Genomic DNA, 23,341 nt, shown 5'->3' with positions numbered 1-23,341 from the left:
AACCCCAACGTGGACGCCGTTCGGGTGTTCGTGAATGTCATGGGCGAGACGGTTCGCCGGATAGAAGCCGGCGACTTCTTCAAGGAATACACGCCGGAGTTCAGACGCGGCGCCGCCGCCGCGCTGCGCCTCTACATCGAATCCGGTAGCGCCGTGTTTCTTGACCCGCCAGCGCAGCGCGCAGCCGAGCCAAAGCAAGGGCCGGCCGGCATTCGGCTTGTCGTGGACAACACCGCAAAGAAGAAGCCCCGCGCCGGTGGCCGCCGACGCGGGGCGAAACAGCCGCAGCACTCACCGCAGCCGGAGAAATGATAGATGGAAACCACCGCACGAATCCTGAAACTACCCGCCACAGCGCCAACCGTTCCAGAGCCCGCCGATCTGCGCGCGATCGTTCGCGGCTTGATCGAGGGCGGTAGCCTCACCCAATCCAAGATCGCGCGCGAATCGAGCGTGAGCACAACGCGGCTTAGCCAGTGGCTCGCCGGCACTTACCCCGGTGACAATTCGGCGCTTGAGTCGCAGTTGGCGAAGTGGGTCGAGTCTCGCGCGATGCGTGAAGCAGCGGCGAAGCACGCGCCCAAGGCGCCGGCCTTTGTCGAAACACCCAGCGCAAAGCGGATTCTCTCGGCGCTTCGCTTCGCCCACTTCGCTAACGACTTCTCTGTCATCTATGGGGCTTCCGGGCTGGGCAAGACTCTTGCGATTCGCCACTATGTCGAGCGTTCAGCGAGCGCGTTCGCCGTCACTATGACGCCTGCAACCGCTGGCGTGGTGCCCGCCCTTGAAGAGATCGCGCAGGCCGTGGGCGCCGGTGTCACAAGCGGTGGCGCCGCGAAGCTACATCGTTCGATTGTGGAGCGTCTGCGAGGCACGGCCGGGCTTCTCATCATTGATGAGGCGCAGCATCTTGGCGCGTCGGCACTGGACCAAATCCGCGCGATCTTCGATGCCACAGATGTTGGGCTCGCTCTGGTCGGTAACGAGTTTGTCTTTTCCCGTATGACGAGCGGACACCGGGCCGCCATGTTCGACCGTTTGCGCGGTCGGATCGGCAAGCGGCTGCACCTCGCACGGCCGACCCTGGAAGACGCCGACGCGCTGGCGGAAGCCTGGGGAATCGAGGACAGCAAGGCGCGACAACTCGCAGCTACGATTGCCAGCCAGCCCGGCGGGCTACGCACGCTCACCAAGGGCCTGCGCGGCGCCGCAACCGTTGCTGCGCAACAGGGCGCACCCGTGGCCTTTTCGCACCTTCATGCGGCTTGGCAGGACTTGGGTGGTGCTGTCTGAGGCGCAGCCCTCAGGCAGGCGCACAGGCCGCCCATTGGGCGGCTTGTGCTTTGCTGGGGCTGCTACTATCGCTCCTGGCCGTGGCGCGGGCATTCTCCCGTCGGGCTCATACCCCGAAGCCGTCGAGGACGTAGGGGGTTGGACGCGCCGCAGCCATCGCCCTTGCATGGCTTTGCGCTACCATTCGGCGGGCCATGGCACGCACCGTCTGGCTCATACCCAGAAACGTTCAGGACGTATGGGGAAGGTCATGGCTGCATTCAAAACCCTAGCCCTTGTCGTCACCCTGACGGCGCTGGTGTTGACGCTTGCAGGCCAGCCCGGTCCGGCCATCTTGGCAGGGGGCTCGCTGGCGCTGGTGGGTGGCGTCGCCCTGGTCTTCGGTAGGGCTTTTCTGCGCTGACACCCCCGCAGGCAGCGGCGCCTTTCTGCGCAATTGCAGCGGTTGAAGGTATCTTCCGGGCCGCTTCAAGCGCAGATAAAGCACTCTGTTTCAGAGCCGTTCAGGCCGCGCCCCACCCCGAAGTTATCCACAAGCAAGGGTGCAGATTCATTGTCCCGAGGGTGCAGATTCATTGTCCGCCTACAGGGGGAGAGTGGTGAACATTCCTGCAAGGTTTCCTCCCCCTCTCCCCCACCCCCTCTCCCTCAGGGGGAGAGGGGCCTGATTCGGTGCGACTGGGTACCCGGCAATCGAGTCGCTCGCAGCGGGTTTCCACAGGGCGAAAGCCCAAGCCCACCGCAGCCGCACCAGCGAATCCCGAATCCCCAATCCCGAATCCCGGCGGCGCGCCCATGGCGCGCCGCTATACTCCGCCCCCCATGACCCGCCTATTCCGCGACCCGCTCGGGCCCTGCATCGCGCCGCGCGGCAGCATCGTCTGCGTCGGTGCCTTTGATGGACTGCACCTCGGCCACCGCGCCCTGTTGGGCGAGGTGGTGGCGCGCGCGCGCGCGTCCGGCCTCGATGCGGTGGCGCTCAGCTTCGAGCCGCTGCCGCGCGAGCATTTCGCCCGCGGCAACCCGCCTGCACGTCTGCAGCTGCCGCGCTCGCGCTTCGAAGGCCTGGCCGCGCTGGGCTGCGATGCCGTTGGCTTGCTGCGCTTCAATGCGGCGCTGGCGTCGATGAGCGCCGAGGATTTCGTGCGCGAGGTGCTGGTCAAGCGCCTGAACGCGCGTGAGGTCTGGGTCGGCCCGGATTTCCGCTTCGGCCGCGGCCGCGCCGGCGACGTCGAGCTGCTGAAGCGAATGGGTGCGGAGCTCGGTTTCGTCGCGCGCTCGCTGGACATCGTCACCTGCGTCGACGGCGAGCGCGTGTCCAGCTCGCGCATTCGCGATGCGCTGTCGGCCGGCGCGCTGGAGCTGACGTCCAGCCTGCTGGGTCGGCCCTATGCCATCTCCGGCCGCGTGGTGCGCGGCCAGCAGCTCGGGCGCACGCTGGGCTATCCCACCGCCAACCAGCGCTTCGGCCGCTGCCTGCCCGCGCTGTGGGGCGTCTACGCGGTACGTGCGCACGGCATCGACGCAGCGCCGCTGGCTGGCGTGGCCAGCCTCGGCACGCGGCCGGTGGTGCAGGGCAGGGAGCCGCTGCTCGAAACCCACATATTCGACTTCAGTGGCGACCTCTACGGACGCCGCCTGTCGATCGAGTTCGTCGCCAAACTGCGCGACGAGCTGAATTTCCCGGATCTCCCCGCCCTGATCGTGCAGATGGACCGCGATGCGGCCCGGGCGCGCGAGATCCTGTCCTCTGTCCCCGCGGCCGCGATCGGCCGTCCTGCAAGCTGGAGCCCGGCGTGAGTTCGGAACCGAAAGACTACAAGCCCACCATCCACCTGCCGGAAACCGCCTTCGCCATGCGCGGCGACCTGCCCAAGCGCGAGCCCGAGATGCTTGCCGCGTGGGAGGCTGCCGGTCGCTACCCGCAGATCCGCGAGAAGACCCGCGGCCGCAGCAAGCGCTTCGTGCTGCATGACGGCCCGCCCTATGCGAATGGCTCGATCCACATCGGGCATGCGGTGAACAAGATCCTGAAGGACATGGTGGTCAAGTCGAAGCTGCTCTCCGGCTATGACGCGCCGTATGTGCCGGGGTGGGACTGCCACGGCCTGCCGATCGAGCTGGCGGTGGAGAAGCAGGTGGGCAAGGTCGGTCAGAAGGTCGACGCACGCACCTTCCGCGCCAAGTGCCGCGAGTTTGCCGCCGAGCAGATCGAACTGCAGCGCCGCGACTTCAAGCGCCTCGGCGTGCTGGGCGACTGGGAGAACCCCTACCGCACGATGGACTTCAGCTTCGAAGCCGACATGCTTCGCGCGCTGGCGAAGATCGTCGAGAACGGCCATCTCTCGCGTGGCGCCAAGCCGGTGCACTGGTGCTTCGACTGCGGCTCGGCGCTGGCCGAGGCCGAGATCGAATACGCCGACAAGACCTCGCCGATGATCGACGTGGCCTACGTCGCAGTCGACCAGGCGGCGATTGCGTCGGTGTTCGGCGTCGGAACGGACGGCGCGCCGATCGCGATCCCGATCTGGACCACCACGCCCTGGACCCTGCCGGCCAGCCTGGCGGTGAGCCTCGGTGCCGAGCTCGACTACGTGCTCATCGAGGCCGCGGGTGAGGGCCATGCGCCGGTCCGGGTGGTCGTCGCCGAAGCCCTGCTGGGCGATGTCGCCAAGCGCTATGGGCTTGCTGAGCCCCTTGTGCTCGGACGCGCCAAGGGCGCGGCGCTGGAGGGGTTCAAGCTCAGGCATCCCTTCATCGCCACGCGCGAGGTGCCCGTGCTGCTGGGCGAGCACGTCACCACCGACGCCGGTACGGGTGCAGTGCACACCGCGCCCGGCCATGGCCAGGAAGACTTCGCGGTCTGCGCCAAGTACGGCATCACCGAGCAGTACAGTGCGGCCGAGATCAACCCGGTCGGCGGCAACGGCGTGTTCCTGCCGGGCACGCCGCTGGTCGAAGGCCAGTTCATCTGGAAGGCGAACGCGCCGATCATCGAGGCCCTGCGCGAGCGCGGCGTGCTGCTGGCCGTGGGCGAGCTGCTGCACAGCTATCCGCACTGCTGGCGCCACAAGACGCCGGTGGCTTTCCGCGCCACCCCGCAGTGGTTCATCAGCATGGACGCCAACGGCCTGCGCCGCGCCGCCCTCGATGCCATCCCGAAGGTGCGCTGGGTGCCGGAATGGGGCCAGGAACGCATCCACGGCATGATCGAGAACCGCCCCGACTGGTGCATCAGCCGCCAGCGCACCTGGGGCGTGCCGATCGCGCTGTTTGTGCACAAGCTGACGGGCGAGATCCATCCGGACAGCGTGTCGATCCTGCGGCGCGTGGCCGACCGCGTGCAGGAAGGCGGCGTGGACGTCTGGTATGACCTCGATGCGGCCGAGCTGATCGGCGCCGAGGCGGATCAGTACGACCGCGTCACCGACATCCTCGATGTCTGGTTCGACTCCGGCGTCACCCACCACTGCGTGGTCGAAGCGCGCGAGGAGCTGTCGGCCAAGGGCGTCGATGACTACCGCGTCATGTATCTCGAGGGCTCGGACCAGCACCGCGGCTGGTTCCACTCCTCGCTGCTGACCTCGGCCGGCATGTACGCGAAGGCCCCCTATCACCATGTGCTGACGCACGGCTTCACCGTCGATGCGCAGGGTCGCAAGATGTCGAAGTCGCTGGGCAACGTGGTCGCCCCGCAGAAGGTGATGGACACGCTGGGCGCCGACGTGCTGCGCCTGTGGGTGGCGTCGACCGACTACCGCAACGAGATGTCGGTCAGCGACGAGATCTTGAAGCGCACCACCGACGCCTACCGCCGCATCCGCAACACCGCGCGCTTCCTGCTCGGAAATCTGGACGGCTTCGAGCCGACCCGCGACCTGCTGCCCCTGGATCAGCTGATGCTGCTGGACCGCTGGGCGGTGGCGGCGGCGCACAAGCTCCAGCAGCGGATCCTGCGCGCCTACGACGACTACGAGTTCCTCGACATCGTCCAGGCCGTGCAGCAGTTCTGCATCAACGAGCTGGGCGCGGTCTATCTGGATGTCACCAAGGACCGTCTCTACACCATGCAGGAGGACAGCCGCGGCCGCCGCTCGGCGCAGACCGCGATGTTCCACATCCTCGAAGCGATGGTCCGCTGGATCGCGCCGATCCTGAGCTTCACCGCCGAGGAGATCTGGCAGGCCATGCCGGGGACGCGCGGCGAGTCGGTGCTGTTCGAGACCTGGCACGAGGGGCTGGCGCCGCTGCCGGTCGACGCGGCCTTGAACGCGGACGATTTCGAAGCGCTGCTGAAGATCCGCACCGCGATGGCGGCCCTGCTGGAGCCGATGCGCAAGGCCGGCAAGCTGGGCGCCTCGCTGCAGGCGCGCGCGGCCGTGCACATCGACACCGCGAAGGGCCTGGGCGCCAAGCTGGGCGATCTGCAGGACGAGCTGCGCTTCCTGTTCATCACCTCAGAGCTCAGCCTGGTGCCAGCCTCGGCCGAGCCGGCGATCGGCGGCGAGATCGCCAAGGTCGAGGGGATGGACGTGCACGTGGAAGCCCTGCCCAGCGCGGCGGCGAAGTGCGTGCGCTGCTGGCACTACCGCGAGGATGTCGGTGCGAATGCAGAACACCCCGAGCTGTGCGGCCGCTGCGTCGAGAACGTGGACGGGGCTGGCGAGCAGAGGCGGTTCTTCTGATGAGCGCAGCCACGAAGCCGGCGCTGCGCGACAACGCCCTGATCTGGCTTGCGCTGTCGATCGTGGTCATCGCACTCGACCAGTGGACCAAGGCGCTCGCGCTGGGCGCGCTCGAGTACAACCGGCCGGTGCCGGTGATCGACGGCGTCCTCAACTGGACCCTGCTCTACAACTACGGCGCCGCCTTCAGCTTCCTCGGCAATGCCGGCGGCTGGCAGAAGTGGGTGTTCAGCGGGCTGGCGGTGGTGATCAGCAGCCTGCTGGCCTTCTGGCTGTCGCGTCTGCCGCGCGCGGACTGGAAGCAGGCGCTTCCGTTTGCGCTGGTGATCGGCGGGGCGATCGGCAACCTGATCGATCGCCTGCGCTTCGGCTACGTGGTCGACTTCATCGACGTCTACTACGACGTCCACCACTGGCCGGCCTTCAATATCGCCGACTCGGCGATCGTGGTCGGGGCGGTGCTGATCGCCATTTCGGGCTTCGGCGCGCGCGAAGCGGGGAAGTAGGGAGCTCTCCCGAGATCAAAGCAAGCACCCTCGGCCGCGCCGGGCTTGGCCCGAGCTACGAAAGCGCCGGATCTGTGTAGGTTGGGACAAGCCGTCGGCGCGTCCCGACACTGCGAGCAGCAAGCTCGCATCGGGGGTCGGGCATGCGCCGTTGGGCCGCGCTGCGCTTGGCCCAACCTCCAAAGCGCTTAGTCGCGCTGCGCTTGGCCCAACCTACATCTCACTGGGCTGGGTGGCGGATCATGAGGTGGGCCTTGGTCCACCGACGCCTGATTCCTGCCCCGGGCCGCGACCGAAGCCGCCCGCGCCATGCGGGTGCGCCTTCAGCCAGCGCCGCAGCTCGGGCAGGCGCATGGGTCTCGCGAACACATAGCCCTGGCCGGCGTCGCAGCCCAGGCCCTGGATCAGCTCCAGCTGTGGCGAGGACTCGACGCCCTCGGCCACGACCTTGAGTTCCAGGCTGCTGGCGAGCGCGCAAACCGCGCGACAGATTTCCTGCGCGCTGCGCCGGCTGTCGATGTCGGTGATGAAGCTGCGGTCGATCTTCAGCCTCGACAGCGGCAGACGATGCAGCAGGGCGAGGTTGGAATAGCCCGTGCCGAAGTCGTCGATGGCGACCTTGACGCCGAGCACGCGCAGCTGCTGCAGCAGCTCGCGGGTGGTGTCGATGTCGGCGACCAAGGCACGCTCGGTGATTTCCAGCTCGATCTGATGGCCACTGAGCGCGTGGCGATCCACCTCCGAGTTGAAGTGGTCGAGAAATCCGGGGTCGGCCAGCTGCAGGGCCGAGACGTTGATGGCGATCGGCACACTGTCGTCGAGGTCCTCGCGCAGCGCCGCGCGGGCCTCGCAGGCCAGACGGATCACCTCGATCCCCACCGCGACGATCAGGTGGCTTTCCTCGGCGAAGGGAATGAACTCGAGCGGTCCGACCGGACCGCGCTCAGGATGCTGCCAGCGCACCAGCGCTTCGATGCAGGTGATGTTGTGGCTGGCCAGATCGATCTGCGGCTGCAGCTCGACGAACAGCTGGCGCTCTCGCAGTGCCGTACGCAGCTCGGCTTCCAGCCGGGCCTGCCGGCGCGCTCGCTCTTCCAGCTCGCTGCGGAAGAACTGGGCACGGTTGCGGCCGGCGTTCTTGGCTTCGTACATCGCCATGTCGGCGCAGCGCAGCAGAGTGTCGATGTCCTCGCTGTCGGTCGGGCTGCTGGCGACGCCGATGCTGGCCGACAGATGCAGGCTGTGGCCCTCGATCTCGAAGGGGGTCGACAATGCGCGCAGCAGTGCACGGCAGACCGGCGTGGCCTCCTGCGGATCCTTCAGATCGGGCAGCAGGGCGATGAACTCGTCGCCGCCCTGGCGCGAAACCGTGTCGCTGCCGCGCAGGGCCAGTCCTATGCGGCGCGCCGCCTGCTGCAGCAGCTGATCGCCCACGTGATGGCCATGCGCGTCATTGACGTGCTTGAAATGGTCGAGGTCGATGAACAGCACCGCCACGCATTGACCATGGCGGCGCGACTGCGCCAGCGCCTGCTGCAGGCGGTCGCGCAGCAACAGGCGGTTGGGCAGGCCGGTCAGCGCGTCGTGGTGGGCGAGGTGCTGGATCTGCTGGGCCGCCGACTTGGCTTCGCTGACGTCGAGGAACATCGCCACGTAGTGGCTGGGCCGACCTTGGGGATCGCGTACCGTGGAGACGGTCATCTGCTGGGTGTAGAGCGTACCGTCGCGGCGGCGGTTGACCAGTTCGCCCTGCCAGTGTCCGGCTTCGTGCAGGGCCGCCCACAGGCGCTCGTAGAAGGGCTGGCCCTGCTGGCCCGAAGCCAGCAGTCGGGGTGTCTGCCCGATCGCTTCGTCGGCGTCATAGCCGGTGATCCGCTCGAAGGCCGGGTTCACCCGCAGGATGCGGCCTGCAAGGTCGGTGATCATCACCGCCTGCTGGGCGGACTCCAGCACCGCCGCGGCGAGCCGGAATTCCTCGAGGCCCTGCATTTCCTCGGTGAGATCGGTGAAGACACCCTGCAGGCCGACGATCTGCCCGCTGCTGTCGCGCACGGGTAGCTTGCTGACCCAGACCTGACGCAAGTCGCCGCTGCTGGGCACCCGGTGGTCCTCGATGCGAGTGACCGTCTCGCCGTCATCGAGCACGCGGCGATCATCTGCCGCATAGGCGGCTGCGAGATCCGGCGGGTACACATCGGCCGCACGCAGACCGCGGGCGGATTCGAGATCGCGTCCGAGCAGCGCCAGCATGAAGGGGTTGGCATAGGTCAGCGCGCCGCTGCGATCCAGCCGGTACAGGGCGAGGGGCAGGCTCTCGACGAGCGCCTGGAACGCCTGCCCGTCAGGCCCTGCGTCGAGCGCGGGGCCGGCTCCGGTCGCCTGTGTCTGCTGCTTGCCGCGCATGGGCTCCTGCCGTGTCAAAGGGGCGGCGATGCCAAGGCTCAAGCAAGTGGCCTGCCAAGAGCGGCGGGTTCACTTGGTGCCGAAGATCTTGTCGCCGGCATCGCCCAGTCCGGGCAGGATGTAGCCCTGCGCATTGAGCCTGTCATCGATCGAGGCGACGTACAATTCGACGTCTGGATGCGTATCGGCCAGCCGCTGCAGGCCCTCGGGTGCCGCCACCAGAAACAGGCCCTTGATGCGCCTGCAGCCGGCCTCCTTCAGCAGTTGGATGGTCGCGATCAGGGTGCCGCCGGTGGCCAGCATGGGGTCGACGATCAGCGCGGTGCGCTCATCCATGTGGCCCGACAGCTTCTCGTAATAGGTGACGGGGCGCAGGCTGTCCTCGTCGCGGGCGATGCCGACCACGCTGACCCGCGCCGCCGGGATCAGCTCCAGAACGCCGGGCAGCATGCCCAGACCTGCGCGCAGAATCGGCACGATGGTGATCTTCTTGCCCTTGATGCGCTGCACCGTCACTTGCCCGGACCAGCACTCGATCACTTCGTCCTCTGTTTCCAGGTCCTTGGTGGCCTCGTAGGTCAGCAGCGAGGCGACCTCGCCGGCCAGCGCGCGGAACTCGCGGGTGCTGATGTGCGCCTCGCGCATCAGGCCAAGCTTGTGCTGGATCAGGGGGTGGCGGACTTCGATGACGGGCATGGCGGCTCTCGTGCGCAGGGAATGCGCGGCATCCCACCCGATCCGCGCGCCCGAGGCAAGCGTGGCCCGCGGCTCAGGGCGAGGGAAGAAATCCGGAAGCTGCAGCGAGGGCGTGCAGCGGCGGCCGCGGCCGGCGAATGGTTCTCACATGTCCTCAGGCCTCGATGTGTCCGCGGATGCAGGTGTGGGCCTGGCCGCCGATCCACAGCCGTCCTTCGTCATCGACCTCGACGCGGACCCGGCCGTCGTGGCCACATTCCCGGCCCTGGCTGCTGGTGTAGCTGGGTGCGGGCAGGGCGTTACGGGCCTGCAGGTAGGCGCCGATGGCACCGTTGCCGCTGCCGCAGACCGGATCTTCGGGAATCCCGTCGGCCGGCACGAAGCTGCGTACCACCAGGTCGGCCTCACCGCTGCCGTCGCGGCCGTAGACGCTGATGCCGACCGCGCCGGTGGCGAGGCTGAGCCGGGTCAGCGCCGGCAGATCCGGCTGCAGCGCACGCACTGCCTCGCCCGAGGCGAGGCCGGCGACGATCCAGACCGGACCGACATTGACCGCGGCCGCAGGCGTCAGCGGTGCGGCCAACGCGGCCTCGAGCTGTGCCTGCTCGGGCGCCGAGAGTGGGGCGATCCGCGATTCGGGCAGGCGCACGAAGAGCTCGCGCGTCGCGCCCTCGCCGCGCAGGCGCAGCGGCAGGCGGCCGGCGGCGCATTCCTGGATCAGCTGGCCCTCGGCATCGGGCGTGGCGAGGCCGGCCTCCAGCACTGCATGCGCGGTGCCGATGCTCGGGTGGCCGGCGAAGGGCAGCTCCTGGCGCGGGGTGAAGATGCGCACGCGGTAGCTCCCGCCTGCGGTCTCCGGCGGCAGTACGAAGGTCGTTTCCGACAGATTGGTCCAGTGGGCGATGCGCTGCATGCCGGCGCCGTCGAGTCCTTCGGCATCGAGCACTACAGCCACCGGATTGCCGCCAAAGGGGCGGCAGGCGAAGACGTCGATCTGGGCGAACTCGCGGATGCGCATGTGGGTCGCATTGAGTGGCGGGCTTGCGATTGGGCAGGATCGCGGCGGCTGCGTCAAACTTCCGGCGCCATGTCGCCGCTCGAAACACAGCCACAGCCATGCGGTCGCGCCATATCTCCCTGTCCACGCTGGCGAGCCGCCCCGGCGCTTGTCATGCTGCGCCGCCGCGCGGGATGGCTCCGAGCCTCCGCCGCGCGGTCCAGACCCATGACGCCATCACGAGGAACCCGACCTTGTCCGCCTCCGTTTCCGACCCCGCCACCCGCCCGACCCCCGCTCCGACCGCGTCCTGGTCGGTGCTGAAATTCGGTGGGACCAGCGTGTCGAAACGCAGCCGCTGGGACAACATCGGCACACTCGCGGCCGCCCGCCGCAGTGAGGGTGGGCCGGTGCTGGTGGTGGTGTCGGCGGTCTCGGGCATCACCAATGCCCTGCAGGCGATCATCGATGCCGCTGGCGATGCAGCGAAGCAGACCGAGGGCGCCGAGATCATCGTTCAGCGCCACATCGATTTCGCCGCCGAGCTGGGCCTCGATGCTGAAGCCGTGCTTGGAGCGCGCTTTGCCGAGCTGCGCGCGCTGGCTGCGGATCCGCGCGCGGCCGCGGCCGAGATCCCCTGGCAGGCCGAGCTGCTGAGCCTGGGCGAGCTGATGTCGAGTGCGCTGGGCGCGGCCTATCTGCGCAGCCAAGGCCACCCGATCGCCTGGGTGGATGCGCGCGAGCACCTGCGCGCGATCGAGCTGCCGCACCAGAGCGCGTGGTCGCGGCATCTGTCGGTCAACTGCCACACCGCGCCCGAGCCCGGCTTCGCCGAGCGCTTCGCGCGGCAGGGCGAGCTCTTGATCACCCAGGGCTTCATCGCCCGCGATTCGGCGGGGCGGACGGCCATCCTCGGCCGCGGCGGCTCCGACACCTCGGCCGCCTATTTCGGCGCCTTGCTGAAGGCCGCTCGCGTCGAGATCTGGACCGACGTGCCCGGCATGTTCAGTGCGAATCCGCGCCAGGTACCGCAGGCGCGCCTGCTCTCGCGGCTGGACTACGAAGAGGCGCAGGAGATCGCCACCACCGGCGCCAAGGTGCTGCATCCGCGCTGCATCGGGCCCTGCCGCGAGCGCCGCGTGCCGCTGTGGGTGCGCGACACCGAGCGGCCGGATTTTCCCGGCACCCTGATCGACGCGGTGGCCGCCGACGCGCCGCCCGGCGTCAAGGCGATCTCCTCACGCCGCGGCATCGTGCTGGTGTCGATGGAGTCGATCGGTATGTGGCAGCAGGTCGGCTTTCTCGCCGACGTGTTCGAGCGCTTCCGCGCGCACGGCCTCTCGGTGGACCTGATCGGCTCGGCCGAGTCCAACGTCACGGTCTCGCTGGACCCGTCCGAGAACCTGGTCAACTCCAACGTGCTCGATGCGCTCTGCGCCGACCTCGAACCCTTCTGCCGGGTCAAGGTGATCGCGCCTTGTGCGGCGATCACCCTGGTCGGCCGCGGCATGCGCTCGCTGCTGCACAAGCTCTCCGATGTGCTTGCCGAGTTTGGTCGCGAGCGCGTGCACCTGATCTCGCAGAGCTCGAACGACCTCAACCTGACCTTCGTGGTCGACGAGGCCGTGGCCGAGGGCATGCTGCCCAAGCTGCACGGCATGCTGATCGCCAGCACGGCGATGCCGGTCGACGAGACCGCGGTGTTCGGCCCGAGCTGGCTGGAGCTCAGCGGCACCGAGGCCAGGCGCAGCGCGCCCTGGTGGCGCGCGCGCGCGGCCGAGCTGCTACCGCGTGCGGGCGATGCGCCGCGCTACGTCTACCACCTGCCGACCGTGCGCCAGCGCGCGCGCGATCTCGCCGCCATCGCCTGCGTCGACCGCCGCTACTACGCGATCAAGGCCAATCCGCATCCGGCGATCCTGCGCCTGCTGGTCGAGGAGGGCTTCGGGCTGGAATGCGTGTCGATCGGCGAACTGGAGCACGTGTTCGCCGCGGTGCCGGGCCTGGAGCCCGCGCGCGTGCTGTTCACGCCCAGCTTCGCGCCGCGCGTCGAGTACGCCCGCGCCCGAGAACTGGGCGTGCGCATGACCGTGGACAGCGCCTATCCGCTGATCCACTGGCCCGAGATCTTCCGCGGCGCCGAGCTGGTGCTGCGCATCGATCCGGGCTTTGGCAGCGGCCACCACGAGAAGGTGCGCACGGGCGGCAAGGGTGCCAAGTTCGGTCTGCCGGCCAGCGGGCTGGCGCCGGTGCTTGAAGCGGCGCGCGAGGCTGGTGCGCGCATCACCGGCCTGCACGCGCACATCGGCAGCGGCGTGTTTGACGCCGGCCACTGGCGCACGGTCTACGCGCAGCTGGCGGCGATCGCCGACGGCATCGGCAGCATCGAAAGCATCGACGTCGGCGGCGGCCTTGGCGTGCCCTACGAGCCCGATGCGCCCGACTTCGACCTCGCTGGCTATGCCGCGGCGCTGGCCGAACTCAAACAGGCCTATCCGCAGTACGCGCTGTGGATCGAGCCAGGGCGCTTCCTGGTGGCCGAGGCCGGCGTGCTGCTGACCCGCGTCACCCAGGTGGTCGAGAAGTCCGGCGTGCGCCGCGTCGGCCTCGCTGCCGGCATGAATGCGCTGATGCGCCCGGCCCTGTACGGTGCCTACCACGAGATCGTCAACCTCTCGCGTCTCGATGCGGCGCCCGGTGCGCCGGCCGACGTGGTCGGACCGATCTGCGAGAGCAGCGACGTGCTCGGGCGCAGGCGGCGCCTGCCGGATGCGACCGCCGAAGACGATGTCGTGCTGATTGCAACCGCCGGCGCCTATGGCGCGGTGATGGCCAACACCTACAATCTGCGCCCCCTGCCGAGCGAGGATGTGCTGGATGACTGAGTGGACCTTCGATCGCGACGCGATCCGCAGCTTCCGCTTCGTCGCCAGCCGGCTCGATGCGCAGACCGGCGCCGTCGAGCTGGAGTACCGCTTCGACGATGGCCCGCTGCTGGTCGAGCGCCTGCGCATTCCGGGTGCGCCCTTCGCACTCGACGGCGCGCGCGCGCTGGCCGTGGGCCGCGCGCTGGACCTGCTGCACTGGATCGCCGGCGTCAGCTACTACAAGGCGGCGGTGCCGCCGCAGCTGGTGTTCGAAGGCGACCAGCCCTCGCTGAAGGCCCGCGGCCTGCTGAGCGAGGTCTATCGCCTGGGCTTGGGGGAATTCGCCCATCGCAACGGGCTGGACCTCGAAGCGCGGCTCAACTTCCCCGTGCCGGGGCCCTCGCCTTCGACTGCGCCCGCGTTGGGCCTGCGTCCCCATGCGCTTGTGGCGATCGGTGGCGGCAAGGATTCACTGGTCTCGATCGAGAGCCTGCGTTCGCTGGGCGTCGAGCAGACCGTGAGCTGGATCGGCAGCTCGCAGCTGATCGCCGCCTGCGCCGAGCGCACCGGCCTGCCGGGCCTGAAAATCGAACGTGCGATCGCGCCCGAGCTGTTCGAGCTGAACCGGCAGGGCGCGTACAACGGCCACATCCCGGTCACCGCGATCAACTCGGCGATCCTGGTGTTGGCGGCCCTGCTGCAGGGCGTCGATCAGGTGGTGTTCTCGAACGAGCGCTCGGCCAGCTACGGCAGCCAGATCCCGGGCACCGGCGAGGTCAACCACCAGTGGAGCAAGGGCTGGGACTTCGAGCAGCACTTCGCCGCCCTGCTGCGCGATGAGGTCGCCGCCGACCTCGGCTACTACTCGCTGCTGCGCCCGTGGTCGGAGCTCGCCATCGCGCGCCAGTTCGCGCGCATCGAGGGCTATGACCGCCACTTCTCCAGCTGCAACCGCAACTTCCATCTGCTGGGCGAGCGCCCGGCCGAGCGCTGGTGCGGGGTCTGCCCGAAGTGCCACTTCGTCTTCCTGGCGCTTGCACCCTTCATGCCCAAGCCGCGGTTGGTGTCGATTTTCGGCCGCAACCTGCTGGACGAGCCGCAGCTTGCCGCGGGTTTCGACGCGCTGATCGAATACCGTGACCACAAGCCCTTCGAATGCGTGGGCGAGGCCATCGAGTCGCGCGCGGCCTTCGCGCATCTCGCACAGAGCCCGGCCTGGCGCGAGGACGCCCTGGTCGCGCGCTTCCGCGAGGAGATCCTGCCCCAGCTCGATGTCTCGGCGCTGGCGCTGGATGCGCAGCTGCAGCCGGCCGGGCCGCACGGCGTGCCGATGGAGTTGATGGATCGCCTGCATGCGCATTTCGGCGCTTGAGGGCCGCGCCACCGCCGTCTGGGGCTATGGGCGCGAGGGCAGGGCGGCGTTGCGCGCTTTGCTCGGCGCATTGCAGGCGCAGCGCCTCGCCCTGATCTGCAGCGCCGATGAAGCCGAGGTCGCTCGCGCGGAATTCGGCGACAGGATCGACCTGCATGTGGGCGAGCCTTCGCTGGAGTTGCTGCGGCGCTTCGAGTGGATCGTGAAGTCGCCCGGCATCAGTCCGTATCGCGGCGTGGCTGCCGAGGCGCTGCAGGCCGGGGTGCGCTTCACCTCGGGCACTGCGCTCTGGTTTGGCGAGCATCAGGTCCGCGACCCGCAGGCGCCGACCCTGTGCATCACCGCCAGCAAGGGCAAGAGCACCACCACGGCGCTGGTCGCGCATCTCCTGCGCGCCAGCGGCCGCCGCGTGGCGCTGGCCGGCAATATCGGCCTGCCGCTGCTGGAGCTGCTGCTGCCTGAGGCGTCTGCCTCAAGCGCTGTGGGCGTCGGTGCGCTGGTCACGCCCGCGGTCGAGGCCTACGTGATCGAGCTGTCGAGCTACCAGACCGGCGATGCCGCAGCACCCGACGTGGCGATGCTGTTGAACCTCTATCCCGAGCACCTCGACTGGCATGGCAGCGAGGCGCGCTACTACGCCGACAAGTGCGCGCTGATCGAGGGCGTGGGCGCGAAGCGGGTCGTGCTGAACGCCGAGAATCCAACCCTCGTGCAGCGCTTCGGCGCGCGCGGTGATGCGATCTGGTTCGGAACGCCGCAGGGCTGGCACTTCGAGGCCGCCAGCGGTGCGATCTGTCGCGGCAATCAACACGTGTTCAATGCGGCAGACCTCCCGCTGCCCGGCGCACACAACGCCCGCAATCTGTGCGCGGCGCTGGCGGCCATCGAGGCCGTGGGCATCGATGCGCGGCCGCTGGCGCAGGCCGCGCGCAGCTTCCGCGCGCTGCCGCATCGCCTGCAGCCGCTGGGCGAGCGGGCAGGGCGGCTGTACGTCAACGACAGTATCAGCACCACGCCGCATGCCAGCCTCGCGGCGCTGGCGCACTACCGCGGGCGTCGCGCGGCGATTCTGGTCGGCGGCCACGACCGTGGCCTCGACTGGTCGGATTTCGCTGCCGCGATGCGCAGCGAAGCGCCGGCGGTGATCGTCTGCATGGGCGCCAACGGCCCGCGCATCGCGCAGGCGCTGCGCGCTTCCGGGTCCTCAGGTTTCGAGTTGATCGAAGCATCGGATCTGCCCACTGCAGTGGCCGCGGCCGACGCCGCGCTTGATGCGCGCGCGTCCAGCGATGACCGTGGCGTGCTGCTGCTCAGCCCCGGCGCACCGAGCTTCGGCGAGTTCCGCGACTATGCCGAGCGCGGCCGCCGCTTTGCCGCGCTGACGGGTTTCGATGCCGAGGCCCTCGGACAGATCGAGGGCCTCGGTATCCGGTAGGCTCTCCGTGATCGACTGCCGAGCAAGGTCTTCTCATGGAATGCCCGCCTCAAACCTGTCCTGATTGCGGTTCTCTTCGCATCGTCAGTGGGCGCGTTGCTGTGTCCGATGGCATTGGAGCAGGCTTCGCGCCCGAAGGGCTGCCGCTGTTGAAGCTCGAACGCGAAGTGCGGCTCATTTCTGGGGTTCGCTTCTACGGCTGTCGCGAGTGTGATCTGGTGTGGTCACGTGGCGTTGGCGGTCACCTTGAGCAGTTGCTGGGCAGCGGCGGCTGAGTGCCCTGATTCCAGAGATGGTATCCGCCGCCGCGAACAAGCGTCGTCCCACTCGGGGTGAGGCGTCCGCTTGTCCGCAGGCGGTACGTGCTACAGCGCCTCGGACGCGAAGTCCGCCAGACGCGAGCGCTCGCCGCGGCGCAGGGTGATGTGGGCGCTGTGCGGCCAGTGCTGGAAGCGGTCGACCGCGTAGGTCAGGCCCGAGGTGGTCTCGGTGAGGTAGGGCGTGTCGATCTGCTCGACGTTGCCGAGGCAGACCATCTTGGTGCCGGGGCCGGCGCGGGTCAGCAGGGTCTTCATCTGCTTGGGTGTGAGGTTCTGCGCCTCGTCGATGATCACGTAGCGGCTCAGGAAGGTGCGGCCGCGCATGAAGTTCATCGAGCGGATCTTGATGCGTGAGGCCAGCAGCTCATTGGTCGCTGCGCGGCCCCAGGCGCCGCCGTCCTGCGGGCTGGTCAGCACTTCCAGGTTGTCGGTGAGTGCGCCCATCCAGGGCGTCATCTTTTCCTCTTCGGTGCCGGGCAGGAAGCCGATGTCTTCGCCGACGCTGACCGTGGCGCGGGTCATGATGATCTCGCGGTAGCGCTGCTGGTCCAGCGTCTGCGCCAGCCCCGCCGCCAGCGCCAGCAGGGTCTTGCCGGTGCCGGCCGTGCCCAGCAGGGTGACGAAGTCGATCTCCGGGTCCATCAGCACATTGAGGGCGAAGTTCTGCTCGCGGTTGCGCGCCGAGACGCCCCAGACCTGGCGTGAGCTGGCGCGGTAGTTCTCGACGAGCTGCAGCACCACCCGGTCGTCGCGCGGGCCGACCACGCGCAGCTCCGCCTCTTCGTCGCCGTCAAAGCAGAGGAACTCGTTGGGCCGCCAGTCCTCGGCTTCGGCGGCGCGGATCTCGTAGTAGGTGTGGCCGCGTTCGATCCAGCTGCGCAGGTCGCTCTCATGGCGATCCCAGAAGCCGTCGTCGAGCTCGCGCACGCCGGAGTAGAGCAGGCTGAAGTCGTCGAGCGCGCGATCGTTCTCGTAGTCCTCGGCGGGGATACCGAAGATGCTGGCCTTGATCCGCAGGTTGATGTCCTTCGACACCAGCACGACTTCCGTGCCCGCCTGCTGCTCGCGCAGCTTCAGGATCGAGGCGAGGATCTGGTTGTCGGGCAGGGGTGCGCCTTCGCGCTTCTGCGTGCCGGTGGCCTCGATCTGGAACAGCAGGCGGCCGATCGCCGGCTGCGCGCGCAGGTTCAGCGAGGCCGGGCGCTCGAGCTTCAGGCCCGCCTGGATGTTGCTGCTGCCGCTGGCTTCGATGAGTTCGTTGATGAAGCGGCTGACTTGGCGGGCGTTGCGCGCGACTTCGGTGGTGCCCTTCTTGCCGTGGTCGAGCTCCTCCAGCACCACCATCGGCAGGTAGATGTCGTGTTCGGCGAACTTGAACAGCGCGGTCGGGTCGTGCATCAGCACGTTGGTGTCCAGCACGTAGATCCGCTTGCCTTGGCTCATCATCGGGAAGTCATTCCTCTGGCAGTGCTGCGGTGGCAAACGAAACGGCCCGCGTCGCAGGGCGAAGCGGGCCGCTCGGTATCGGGGATGTCGTGGCTGCGTGCGTGGCCTTCAGCCATGCGCGGCGGCCTTCAGTGCGTCGAGCACGGCCTGCGCATGGCCGGGCACCTTGACCTTGCGCCAGGTCTGCATCAAAGCGCCGTCAGGCCCGAACAGGAAGGTGCTGCGCTCGATGCCCATGAACTTGCGGCCGTACAGGCTCTTTTCCTGGATCACGTCGAGCGCCCGGCACAGGATTTCGTCGGGATCGCTGATCAGGGCGAAGGGAAAGCCCTGCTTCTCGGCGAAGCGCGCGTGCGAGGCGACCGAGTCGCGCGACAGCCCGAACACTTCGGCGCCCAGCGCTACGAACTGCGGGTGCAGATCGCGGAAGTCCTGGCCCTCGCGGGTGCAGCCGGGCGTGCTGTCCTTCGGGTACGCGTAGACAACGACGAATCGGCCCTTGAGGGTGGCCAGATCAAGCGTCTCGCCAGAGCCGAGGGCGACCTTCAGGGCGGGCAGGGTCAGGGCTTTGCTCATGCTCAGAACTTCATAGGGTCCATGATCGCGTCCAGGTTCAGATGGTCGCAGAACTCGAGGAAGTCGTCGCGCAGGGCGGCGATGTGCATGTTGGCGGGAATGCCGATGGTGACCTGGGCCGAGAACATGTCGGCTCCCGTCTGCATCGCGCGGTAGCGCGTGCTGTGAAGGGTCTCGATGGTGATGCCCTGGCGGTCGAAGAAATCCGCCAGCTGGAACAGGATGCCGGGCTTGTCGGCAGCCACGACCTCGACGATGTAGGGCAGCAGGTTGCTCTGCAGCGGTTTCGGTGCGGTGCGGTACCACACGAGTCGCAAGCCCTCCTCGCGCTCCAGGCGGGCCAGCGAGGATTCGAGCTTGGCCACGGCGTCCCATGAGCCCACCGCCAGCGCCACCACCGACACATCGCGACCCACCGTGGAGAGCCGCGCGTCCACCAGGTTGCAGCCGCTGTCGGCGATACGCCGGGAAACGGGCAGCAGCGGTGACTCCGGATGCACGGCGAAGGCGTTGATCAGCAGGTAATTCTCGTTGGTCTGCGGGCGGGGTGCGGGGTCGCTCAAGGCGGTGTCCGATGAAAGTGGCATGCAGCCGCAAGCTTAACGCCTGCCGCAGCCCATGGGGCGACATGAACACGCGGTGACCTCTGCCCGAGGCTGCTTGTCGCTGGCTCGACGCGGCCAGTACCATCGCGGGCTGCACCGCGGAGTCTTGACGCTCGCGGTTTCTTCTTTCGACTGTCGGGCGCACTCCGCCCGCGCCGCCACGAGGCCCACCTTGCGCATCACCGGTTGTCTCACCGCGCTTGCCACGCCCTTCGCCGCGCCCAGTGCGGCCCACGAGGGGGCGATCGATCTCGACGCCTGGAACCGGCTGGTGGAAGCCCAGCGGGTCGGCGGCACCGAGGGCATCGTCGTCGCCGGCTCGACCGGCGAGGGCAGTGCGCTCGACGACTCCGAACTGCAGCAGCTGATCGAGTGCGCGCTCAAGCTCGCGGGTCCGATGACGGTCATCGCCGGCACCGGCCAGTCAAATACGCGCAAGACCATTGCGCAGACCCGGCTGGCCGCCGGTGCCGGTGCGCGGGCTGCGCTCGTGGTGACCCCGCCGTATGTGCGGCCCACGCAGGAGGGCCTGTACGCCCACTACCTCGCGGTGGCCGAGAACGGCGACCTGCCGGTGATTCTCTACAACGTGCCGGCGCGCACTGCTTGCGACCTGCTGCCGGCCACGGTCGCCCGGCTGGCCCAGCACCCGCGCATCATTGGCATCAAGGAAGCGCGCGCCGAGCAGGAGCGCATGGAGTCCCTGCTGCCGCTGCGTGGCGAGGGCTTCAGCGTGCTGAGCGGGGACGATCCCACCTGCGGTCGCGCCATGCTGGCCGGCGCCGACGGCGTCATCTCAGTGGCTTCGAACGTGGTGCCGGCGGCCATGCGGCGGCTGTGCGACCTCGCTCGCGCCGGGCGTGCCGAGGCGGTTGCCGCGCTGGAGGCCAAGCTGGCCCCGCTGTTCGCTTTCCTGGGCTGCGAGCCCAACCCGATTCCGCTGAAGGCCCTGCTGGCTGGCAAGGGTCTCGGTTCCGAATACCCGCGGCTGCCGCTGACGGCGCTGGCTGCCGACAACCGCCCGGCCATGGAAGCCCTGCTTCCGGAGCTGAGCACCACCGAGTTCGCCGCCTCCACCGAGCTGGCGAAGGATCCGAATTTCCAGGGAGAGACCCGATGATGCCGACCCAATCCCCGCTGCGCCTGCTCGCCTCGCTGGCCCTGATCGCCTGCGTGCTGGGAACGTCGGGCTGCAAGTGGCTGCGCGGCAGCAGCCCGTATGCCGAGAGCCCCGAGAACCGTCCGCTGGAAGTGCCGCCGGACCTCACCCTGCCAAACACTACCCAGGCCATGCGCGTGCCCGAGCTGGCGGCCCGCTCCGCGGCCTTCCAGGTCGCCGATTCCAAGGCCTCGGTTTGGCGGCGCGTCGGCGTCGCCCTTGAGCGCATCGACGGCGTGAGCATCGGCGAGCGCGCCGAAGTGGCGGGCGCCTACAACGTCGGCTTCCAGGGCGAGAGCTTTCTGGTGCGTGTGGGTGAAGAAGGCGGCCAGAGTCGCGTGTCGGCGGTGTCGGCCGATGGGCGCGAGGCGACGAGCGCGGCGGCCACCGGCCTGCTCGGGCAGCTGCGCCAGCGCCTGCTTTGAGCGCCTCCCCGGGGCGGGTAAACAAGAAGGGCGACCCCAGGGTCGCCCTTCTTCGCTCCGAAGTTCTGCATAGAGCTCCAGCCTGGGTCGGAGCCCAAGCAAGCCTCAGCGCTCGAGCAGCTTCAGCTTGTCAGCCTTGCCGTTCCAGCTTTCCGCGTCGGCCGGCGGCTCCTTGCGCACGGTGATCACTGGCCAGGCCTTGGCCAGCTCGGCATTCAGGGCAGTGAAGTGCTCCTGACCGCCCGGCACATCCTCTGCCGGGAAAATCGCATTGGCTGGGCATTCGGGCTCACAGAGGGTGCAGTCGATGCACTCGTCCGGATCGATCACCAGGAAGTTCGGGCCTTCGTGGAAGCAGTCCACCGGGCAGACCTCGACGCAATCGGTGAATTTGCACTTGATGCAATTCTCGGTGACGACGAATGCCATGGAAACCGGGGGCGTAGTGGCGTGAGAGCCGGGGGAGAAGGGCTGGCGCTGCCAGCGCGACGGGAAGAGGTGGCGCTCCCTACGAGGTTCGAACTCGTGTTTTCGCCTTGAGAGGGCGACGTCCTGGGCCGCTAGACGAAGGGAGCGTGGTGTTCAGCCTCTAGTCGAACCGCTAGTATAGCAGGCTTGCCGACGCTGACAATGGTTCGCGGCGGCGACATCCCGCGCCCTTCGAACGAAGCGGTCGCGCCTTCCGTCGATCCGCCGGCGCTGCGAGCGTCAGCCGCATCCACAGCCTCGAATCCCTGTGCATCCACAAGTCAGCGAACTCCGCATCATTCCCCGCGCCGAGCACTGCATCTCCCGCAAGCAGATCAGCCCCAATGCGCTGCGCGTGCTCTATCGCCTGCATGAAGCCGGCTTCGGTGCCTACCTTGTCGGCGGTGCGGTGCGTGATCTTCTGATCGGTGGCGCCCCCAAGGATTTCGACGTGGCCACCAACGCCACGCCCGAGGAAGTGCGTGGCCTGTTCCGCAACTGTCGCCTGATCGGTCGACGTTTCCGCTTGGCGCACGTGGTGTACGGGCAGGAGATCATCGAGGTCGCCACCTTCCGCGCCAGCGCCGATGACGGCTCCGGTGATCGCGAGGTGGACAACGGCGTGCTGGTCCGCGACAACGTCTACGGCAGCATCGAGGACGATGCGGTGCGCCGCGACTTCACCGCCAACGCCCTGTACTACGCCATCGAGGATTTCTCGGTGCGCGATTTCGTTGGTGGCTACGAGGACGTCATGGCGCGCCGCCTGCGCCTGATCGGTGACCCCGAGGCGCGCTACACAGAAGACCCCGTGCGCATGCTGCGGGCGGTACGGCTTGCCGCCAAGCTCGGTTTCGAAATCGCGCCGGAAGCCGCGGCACCGATCCCGCGCATGGCGCACCTGCTGGCCGATGCCTCCAGCGCGCGCCTGTTTGATGAGTCGCTGAAGATGCTGATGTCCGGCCACGGCGTGGAAAGCCTGCTTGGCCTGGAGCGGACCGGCCTGTTGCCGGCGCTGTTCCCCGACACCGCGGCGGCGCTTGCTGCCGATGGCAGCGGCCAGTGCCGTGCGCTGATGCTGGAAGGCCTGCGCAATACCGATGCGCGCGTGCGCGAGGACAAGCCGGTCACGCCGGCCTTCCTGTTCGCCGCGCTGCTGTGGCCGGCCTATGCGCAGGAACTGGCAAGACTGCTGGAGGAAGGCCACGAGCTGGCCGTTGCCGAGCAGCGCGCCGCCGACCGCGTCACCCTGCGCCAGACCGAGAGAATCGCCATCCCGCGCCGCTTCAGCGTGCCCATGCACGAGATCTGGTTCCTGCAGTCGCGCTTTCCGCTGCGCCAGCGCAAGCGCGTATTCCGGCTGCGCCAGCATCCGCGTTTCAAGGCGGCCTACGATTTCCTCGAGCTGCGCGCGGCCGTGGTGCCCGAGCTGTCCGCCGAGCGCGATTGGTGGAAGGACACGCTCGATCTCGATGACGCCGGCCTCACCGAGCGCCTGGAACAGGTCGCAACGGCGGGCCGCGGTCCGCGCCGCCGCCGTCGCGGCGGTCGCCGCAGCTGAAGCGGCCGCGGTCGCGTGGTGTCCACCGATCGCGCCTTCGTTGGGCTCGGCAGCAACCTTGATCTGCCAGAGCGGCAGATTGGCATCGCCTTGAGGGCGCTGTCGGGCTTGCCGGGCACACGCGTTCTGCGAAGCTCCAGCCTCTACCGCACGCCGCCCTGGGGCGACACCGACCAACCCGAGTTCATCAACGCGGTCGCGTGGCTCGAGACCCGGCTCGAACCTTCGGCCCTGCTTGAGGCCCTGCTTGGCATTGAGCTGCTGATGGGCCGGGTGCGTACGCGGCGCTACGGCCCCAGGGTCATTGATCTCGATCTGTTGATGTGGGGCGACAAAGTGGTCGATAGCCCGCGCCTGGTGCTGCCCCATCCGCGCATGCATGAGCGCGCTTTCGTGATGTGGCCGCTGGCGGAGATCGCGCCCGATCTGGTGCTGGGGGCGTGGGGCAGGGCGGCAGAGATCGCCGAGGCGCTGCCGGGCGAGGGTATCGTGCGACTTCCCGCGGACGGATAGTCGCGACCGCCTCC

Annotated in this window: 20 protein-coding genes and 1 tRNA gene; 13 read left to right on the top strand and 8 right to left on the bottom strand. The window is 68.4% G+C overall.

Annotated features, from left to right (window positions below):
• The first annotated feature begins 9 nt into the window (after nucleotides 1-9).
• From BLP83_RS12015 to lspA, 6 genes are all read left to right on the top strand, one after another.
• Nucleotides 10-312: a hypothetical protein gene (locus BLP83_RS12015; protein ID WP_143006663.1), complete on the top strand. Its 303-nt coding sequence runs from the start codon at nucleotides 10-12 to the stop codon at nucleotides 310-312.
• A gap of 3 nt (nucleotides 313-315) precedes the next feature.
• Complete coding sequence (locus tag BLP83_RS12010; protein WP_091243056.1) at nucleotides 316-1,293, top strand: AAA family ATPase; 978 nt, start codon at nucleotides 316-318, stop codon at nucleotides 1,291-1,293.
• A 250-nt stretch (nucleotides 1,294-1,543) separates the two neighbouring features.
• Nucleotides 1,544-1,696, top strand: a complete 153-nt coding sequence (locus BLP83_RS18725) for a hypothetical protein (RefSeq protein WP_176764168.1) — start codon at nucleotides 1,544-1,546, stop codon at nucleotides 1,694-1,696.
• Nucleotides 1,697-2,115: 419 nt separating this feature from the next.
• Nucleotides 2,116-3,093, top strand: a complete 978-nt coding sequence (locus BLP83_RS12005; RefSeq protein ID WP_091243304.1) for a bifunctional riboflavin kinase/FAD synthetase — start codon at nucleotides 2,116-2,118, stop codon at nucleotides 3,091-3,093.
• A 56-nt stretch (nucleotides 3,094-3,149) separates the two neighbouring features.
• On the top strand, nucleotides 3,150-5,978 hold the full coding sequence (gene ileS / locus BLP83_RS12000; RefSeq protein WP_218121249.1) for an isoleucine--tRNA ligase: 2,829 nt from the start codon (nucleotides 3,150-3,152) through the stop codon (nucleotides 5,976-5,978).
• Nucleotides 5,978-6,484 (top strand): signal peptidase II, encoded by a 507-nt coding sequence (gene lspA / locus BLP83_RS11995; protein WP_091243052.1) that lies wholly within the window; start codon nucleotides 5,978-5,980, stop codon nucleotides 6,482-6,484. The genes ileS and lspA overlap by 1 nt, the downstream gene beginning before the upstream one ends.
• Before the next feature lie 240 nt (nucleotides 6,485-6,724).
• Here the strand turns inward: lspA and BLP83_RS11990 are convergent, their stop codons facing one another.
• From BLP83_RS11990 to BLP83_RS11980, 3 genes are all read right to left on the bottom strand, one after another.
• A complete protein-coding gene (locus BLP83_RS11990) occupies nucleotides 6,725-8,887 on the bottom strand; it encodes a putative bifunctional diguanylate cyclase/phosphodiesterase (protein WP_091243049.1) in 2,163 nt (720 codons plus the stop codon).
• 69 nt (nucleotides 8,888-8,956) lie between these two features.
• Nucleotides 8,957-9,583 (bottom strand): uracil phosphoribosyltransferase, encoded by a 627-nt coding sequence (gene upp, locus BLP83_RS11985; protein ID WP_091243048.1) that lies wholly within the window; start codon nucleotides 9,581-9,583, stop codon nucleotides 8,957-8,959.
• A 154-nt stretch (nucleotides 9,584-9,737) separates the two neighbouring features.
• Complete coding sequence (locus BLP83_RS11980) at nucleotides 9,738-10,601, bottom strand: PhzF family phenazine biosynthesis protein (protein ID WP_091243045.1); 864 nt, start codon at nucleotides 10,599-10,601, stop codon at nucleotides 9,738-9,740.
• A 233-nt stretch (nucleotides 10,602-10,834) separates the two neighbouring features.
• Between BLP83_RS11980 and BLP83_RS11975 the strand changes: the two genes are divergently transcribed.
• Genes BLP83_RS11975 through murD form a run of 3 tightly spaced genes read left to right on the top strand, consistent with a single transcriptional unit; the run spans nucleotide 10,835 to nucleotide 16,254 of the window.
• Nucleotides 10,835-13,465: a bifunctional aspartate kinase/diaminopimelate decarboxylase gene (locus tag BLP83_RS11975; protein ID WP_245680032.1), complete on the top strand. Its 2,631-nt coding sequence runs from the start codon at nucleotides 10,835-10,837 to the stop codon at nucleotides 13,463-13,465.
• A complete protein-coding gene (gene murL / locus BLP83_RS11970) occupies nucleotides 13,458-14,819 on the top strand; it encodes a UDP-N-acetyl-alpha-D-muramoyl-L-alanyl-L-glutamate epimerase (protein ID WP_091243041.1) in 1,362 nt (453 codons plus the stop codon). The genes BLP83_RS11975 and murL overlap by 8 nt, the downstream gene beginning before the upstream one ends.
• Nucleotides 14,800-16,254, top strand: a complete 1,455-nt coding sequence (murD, locus tag BLP83_RS11965) for a UDP-N-acetylmuramoyl-L-alanine--D-glutamate ligase (protein WP_091243038.1) — start codon at nucleotides 14,800-14,802, stop codon at nucleotides 16,252-16,254. The genes murL and murD overlap by 20 nt, the downstream gene beginning before the upstream one ends.
• A gap of 365 nt (nucleotides 16,255-16,619) precedes the next feature.
• Here the strand turns inward: murD and BLP83_RS11960 are convergent, their stop codons facing one another.
• The 3 genes from BLP83_RS11960 to BLP83_RS11950 form a co-directional block, all read right to left on the bottom strand.
• The gene (locus BLP83_RS11960; protein WP_091243301.1) at nucleotides 16,620-18,017 is read right to left on the bottom strand and encodes a PhoH family protein; all 1,398 of its coding nucleotides are present in this window, start codon (nucleotides 18,015-18,017) and stop codon (nucleotides 16,620-16,622) included.
• Between the two features lie 111 nt (nucleotides 18,018-18,128).
• Nucleotides 18,129-18,596: a peroxiredoxin gene (locus tag BLP83_RS11955; RefSeq protein ID WP_091243036.1), complete on the bottom strand. Its 468-nt coding sequence runs from the start codon at nucleotides 18,594-18,596 to the stop codon at nucleotides 18,129-18,131.
• Between the two features lie 2 nt (nucleotides 18,597-18,598).
• Nucleotides 18,599-19,183 carry a glycine cleavage system transcriptional repressor gene (locus BLP83_RS11950; RefSeq protein ID WP_091243033.1) on the bottom strand — a complete coding sequence of 195 codons (585 nt, stop codon included), beginning with the start codon at nucleotides 19,181-19,183 and terminating at the stop codon, nucleotides 18,599-18,601.
• 190 nt (nucleotides 19,184-19,373) lie between these two features.
• Between BLP83_RS11950 and dapA the strand changes: the two genes are divergently transcribed.
• Both dapA and BLP83_RS11940 read left to right on the top strand, forming a co-directional pair.
• Nucleotides 19,374-20,321 (top strand): 4-hydroxy-tetrahydrodipicolinate synthase, encoded by a 948-nt coding sequence (dapA, locus tag BLP83_RS11945; protein WP_091243031.1) that lies wholly within the window; start codon nucleotides 19,374-19,376, stop codon nucleotides 20,319-20,321.
• The gene (locus tag BLP83_RS11940) at nucleotides 20,321-20,785 is read left to right on the top strand and encodes a hypothetical protein (protein ID WP_143006662.1); all 465 of its coding nucleotides are present in this window, start codon (nucleotides 20,321-20,323) and stop codon (nucleotides 20,783-20,785) included. Before dapA ends, BLP83_RS11940 begins: the two co-directional genes overlap by 1 nt.
• A gap of 105 nt (nucleotides 20,786-20,890) precedes the next feature.
• Here the strand turns inward: BLP83_RS11940 and fdxA are convergent, their stop codons facing one another.
• Both fdxA and BLP83_RS11930 read right to left on the bottom strand, forming a co-directional pair.
• Nucleotides 20,891-21,214 (bottom strand): ferredoxin FdxA, encoded by a 324-nt coding sequence (gene fdxA, locus BLP83_RS11935; protein WP_091243025.1) that lies wholly within the window; start codon nucleotides 21,212-21,214, stop codon nucleotides 20,891-20,893.
• A gap of 70 nt (nucleotides 21,215-21,284) precedes the next feature.
• Nucleotides 21,285-21,360, bottom strand: a tRNA-Glu gene (locus BLP83_RS11930).
• 155 nt (nucleotides 21,361-21,515) lie between these two features.
• On the opposite strand from BLP83_RS11930, the gene pcnB reads away from it, so the two are divergent.
• Nucleotides 21,516-22,814, top strand: a complete 1,299-nt coding sequence (pcnB, locus tag BLP83_RS11925) for a polynucleotide adenylyltransferase PcnB (RefSeq protein ID WP_091243024.1) — start codon at nucleotides 21,516-21,518, stop codon at nucleotides 22,812-22,814.
• Nucleotides 22,815-22,832: 18 nt separating this feature from the next.
• Complete coding sequence (gene folK, locus BLP83_RS11920) at nucleotides 22,833-23,327, top strand: 2-amino-4-hydroxy-6-hydroxymethyldihydropteridine diphosphokinase (RefSeq protein WP_091243298.1); 495 nt, start codon at nucleotides 22,833-22,835, stop codon at nucleotides 23,325-23,327.
• The last annotated feature ends 14 nt before the right edge of the window (nucleotides 23,328-23,341 follow it).

Source organism: Aquimonas voraii, assembly GCF_900101825.1.
GTDB classification, from domain to species: Bacteria; Pseudomonadota; Gammaproteobacteria; order Xanthomonadales; family Xanthomonadaceae; genus Aquimonas; species Aquimonas voraii.
Note: the sequence above shows the minus strand (reverse complement) of the source record. Positions and strands in the feature narration are given on the sequence as shown.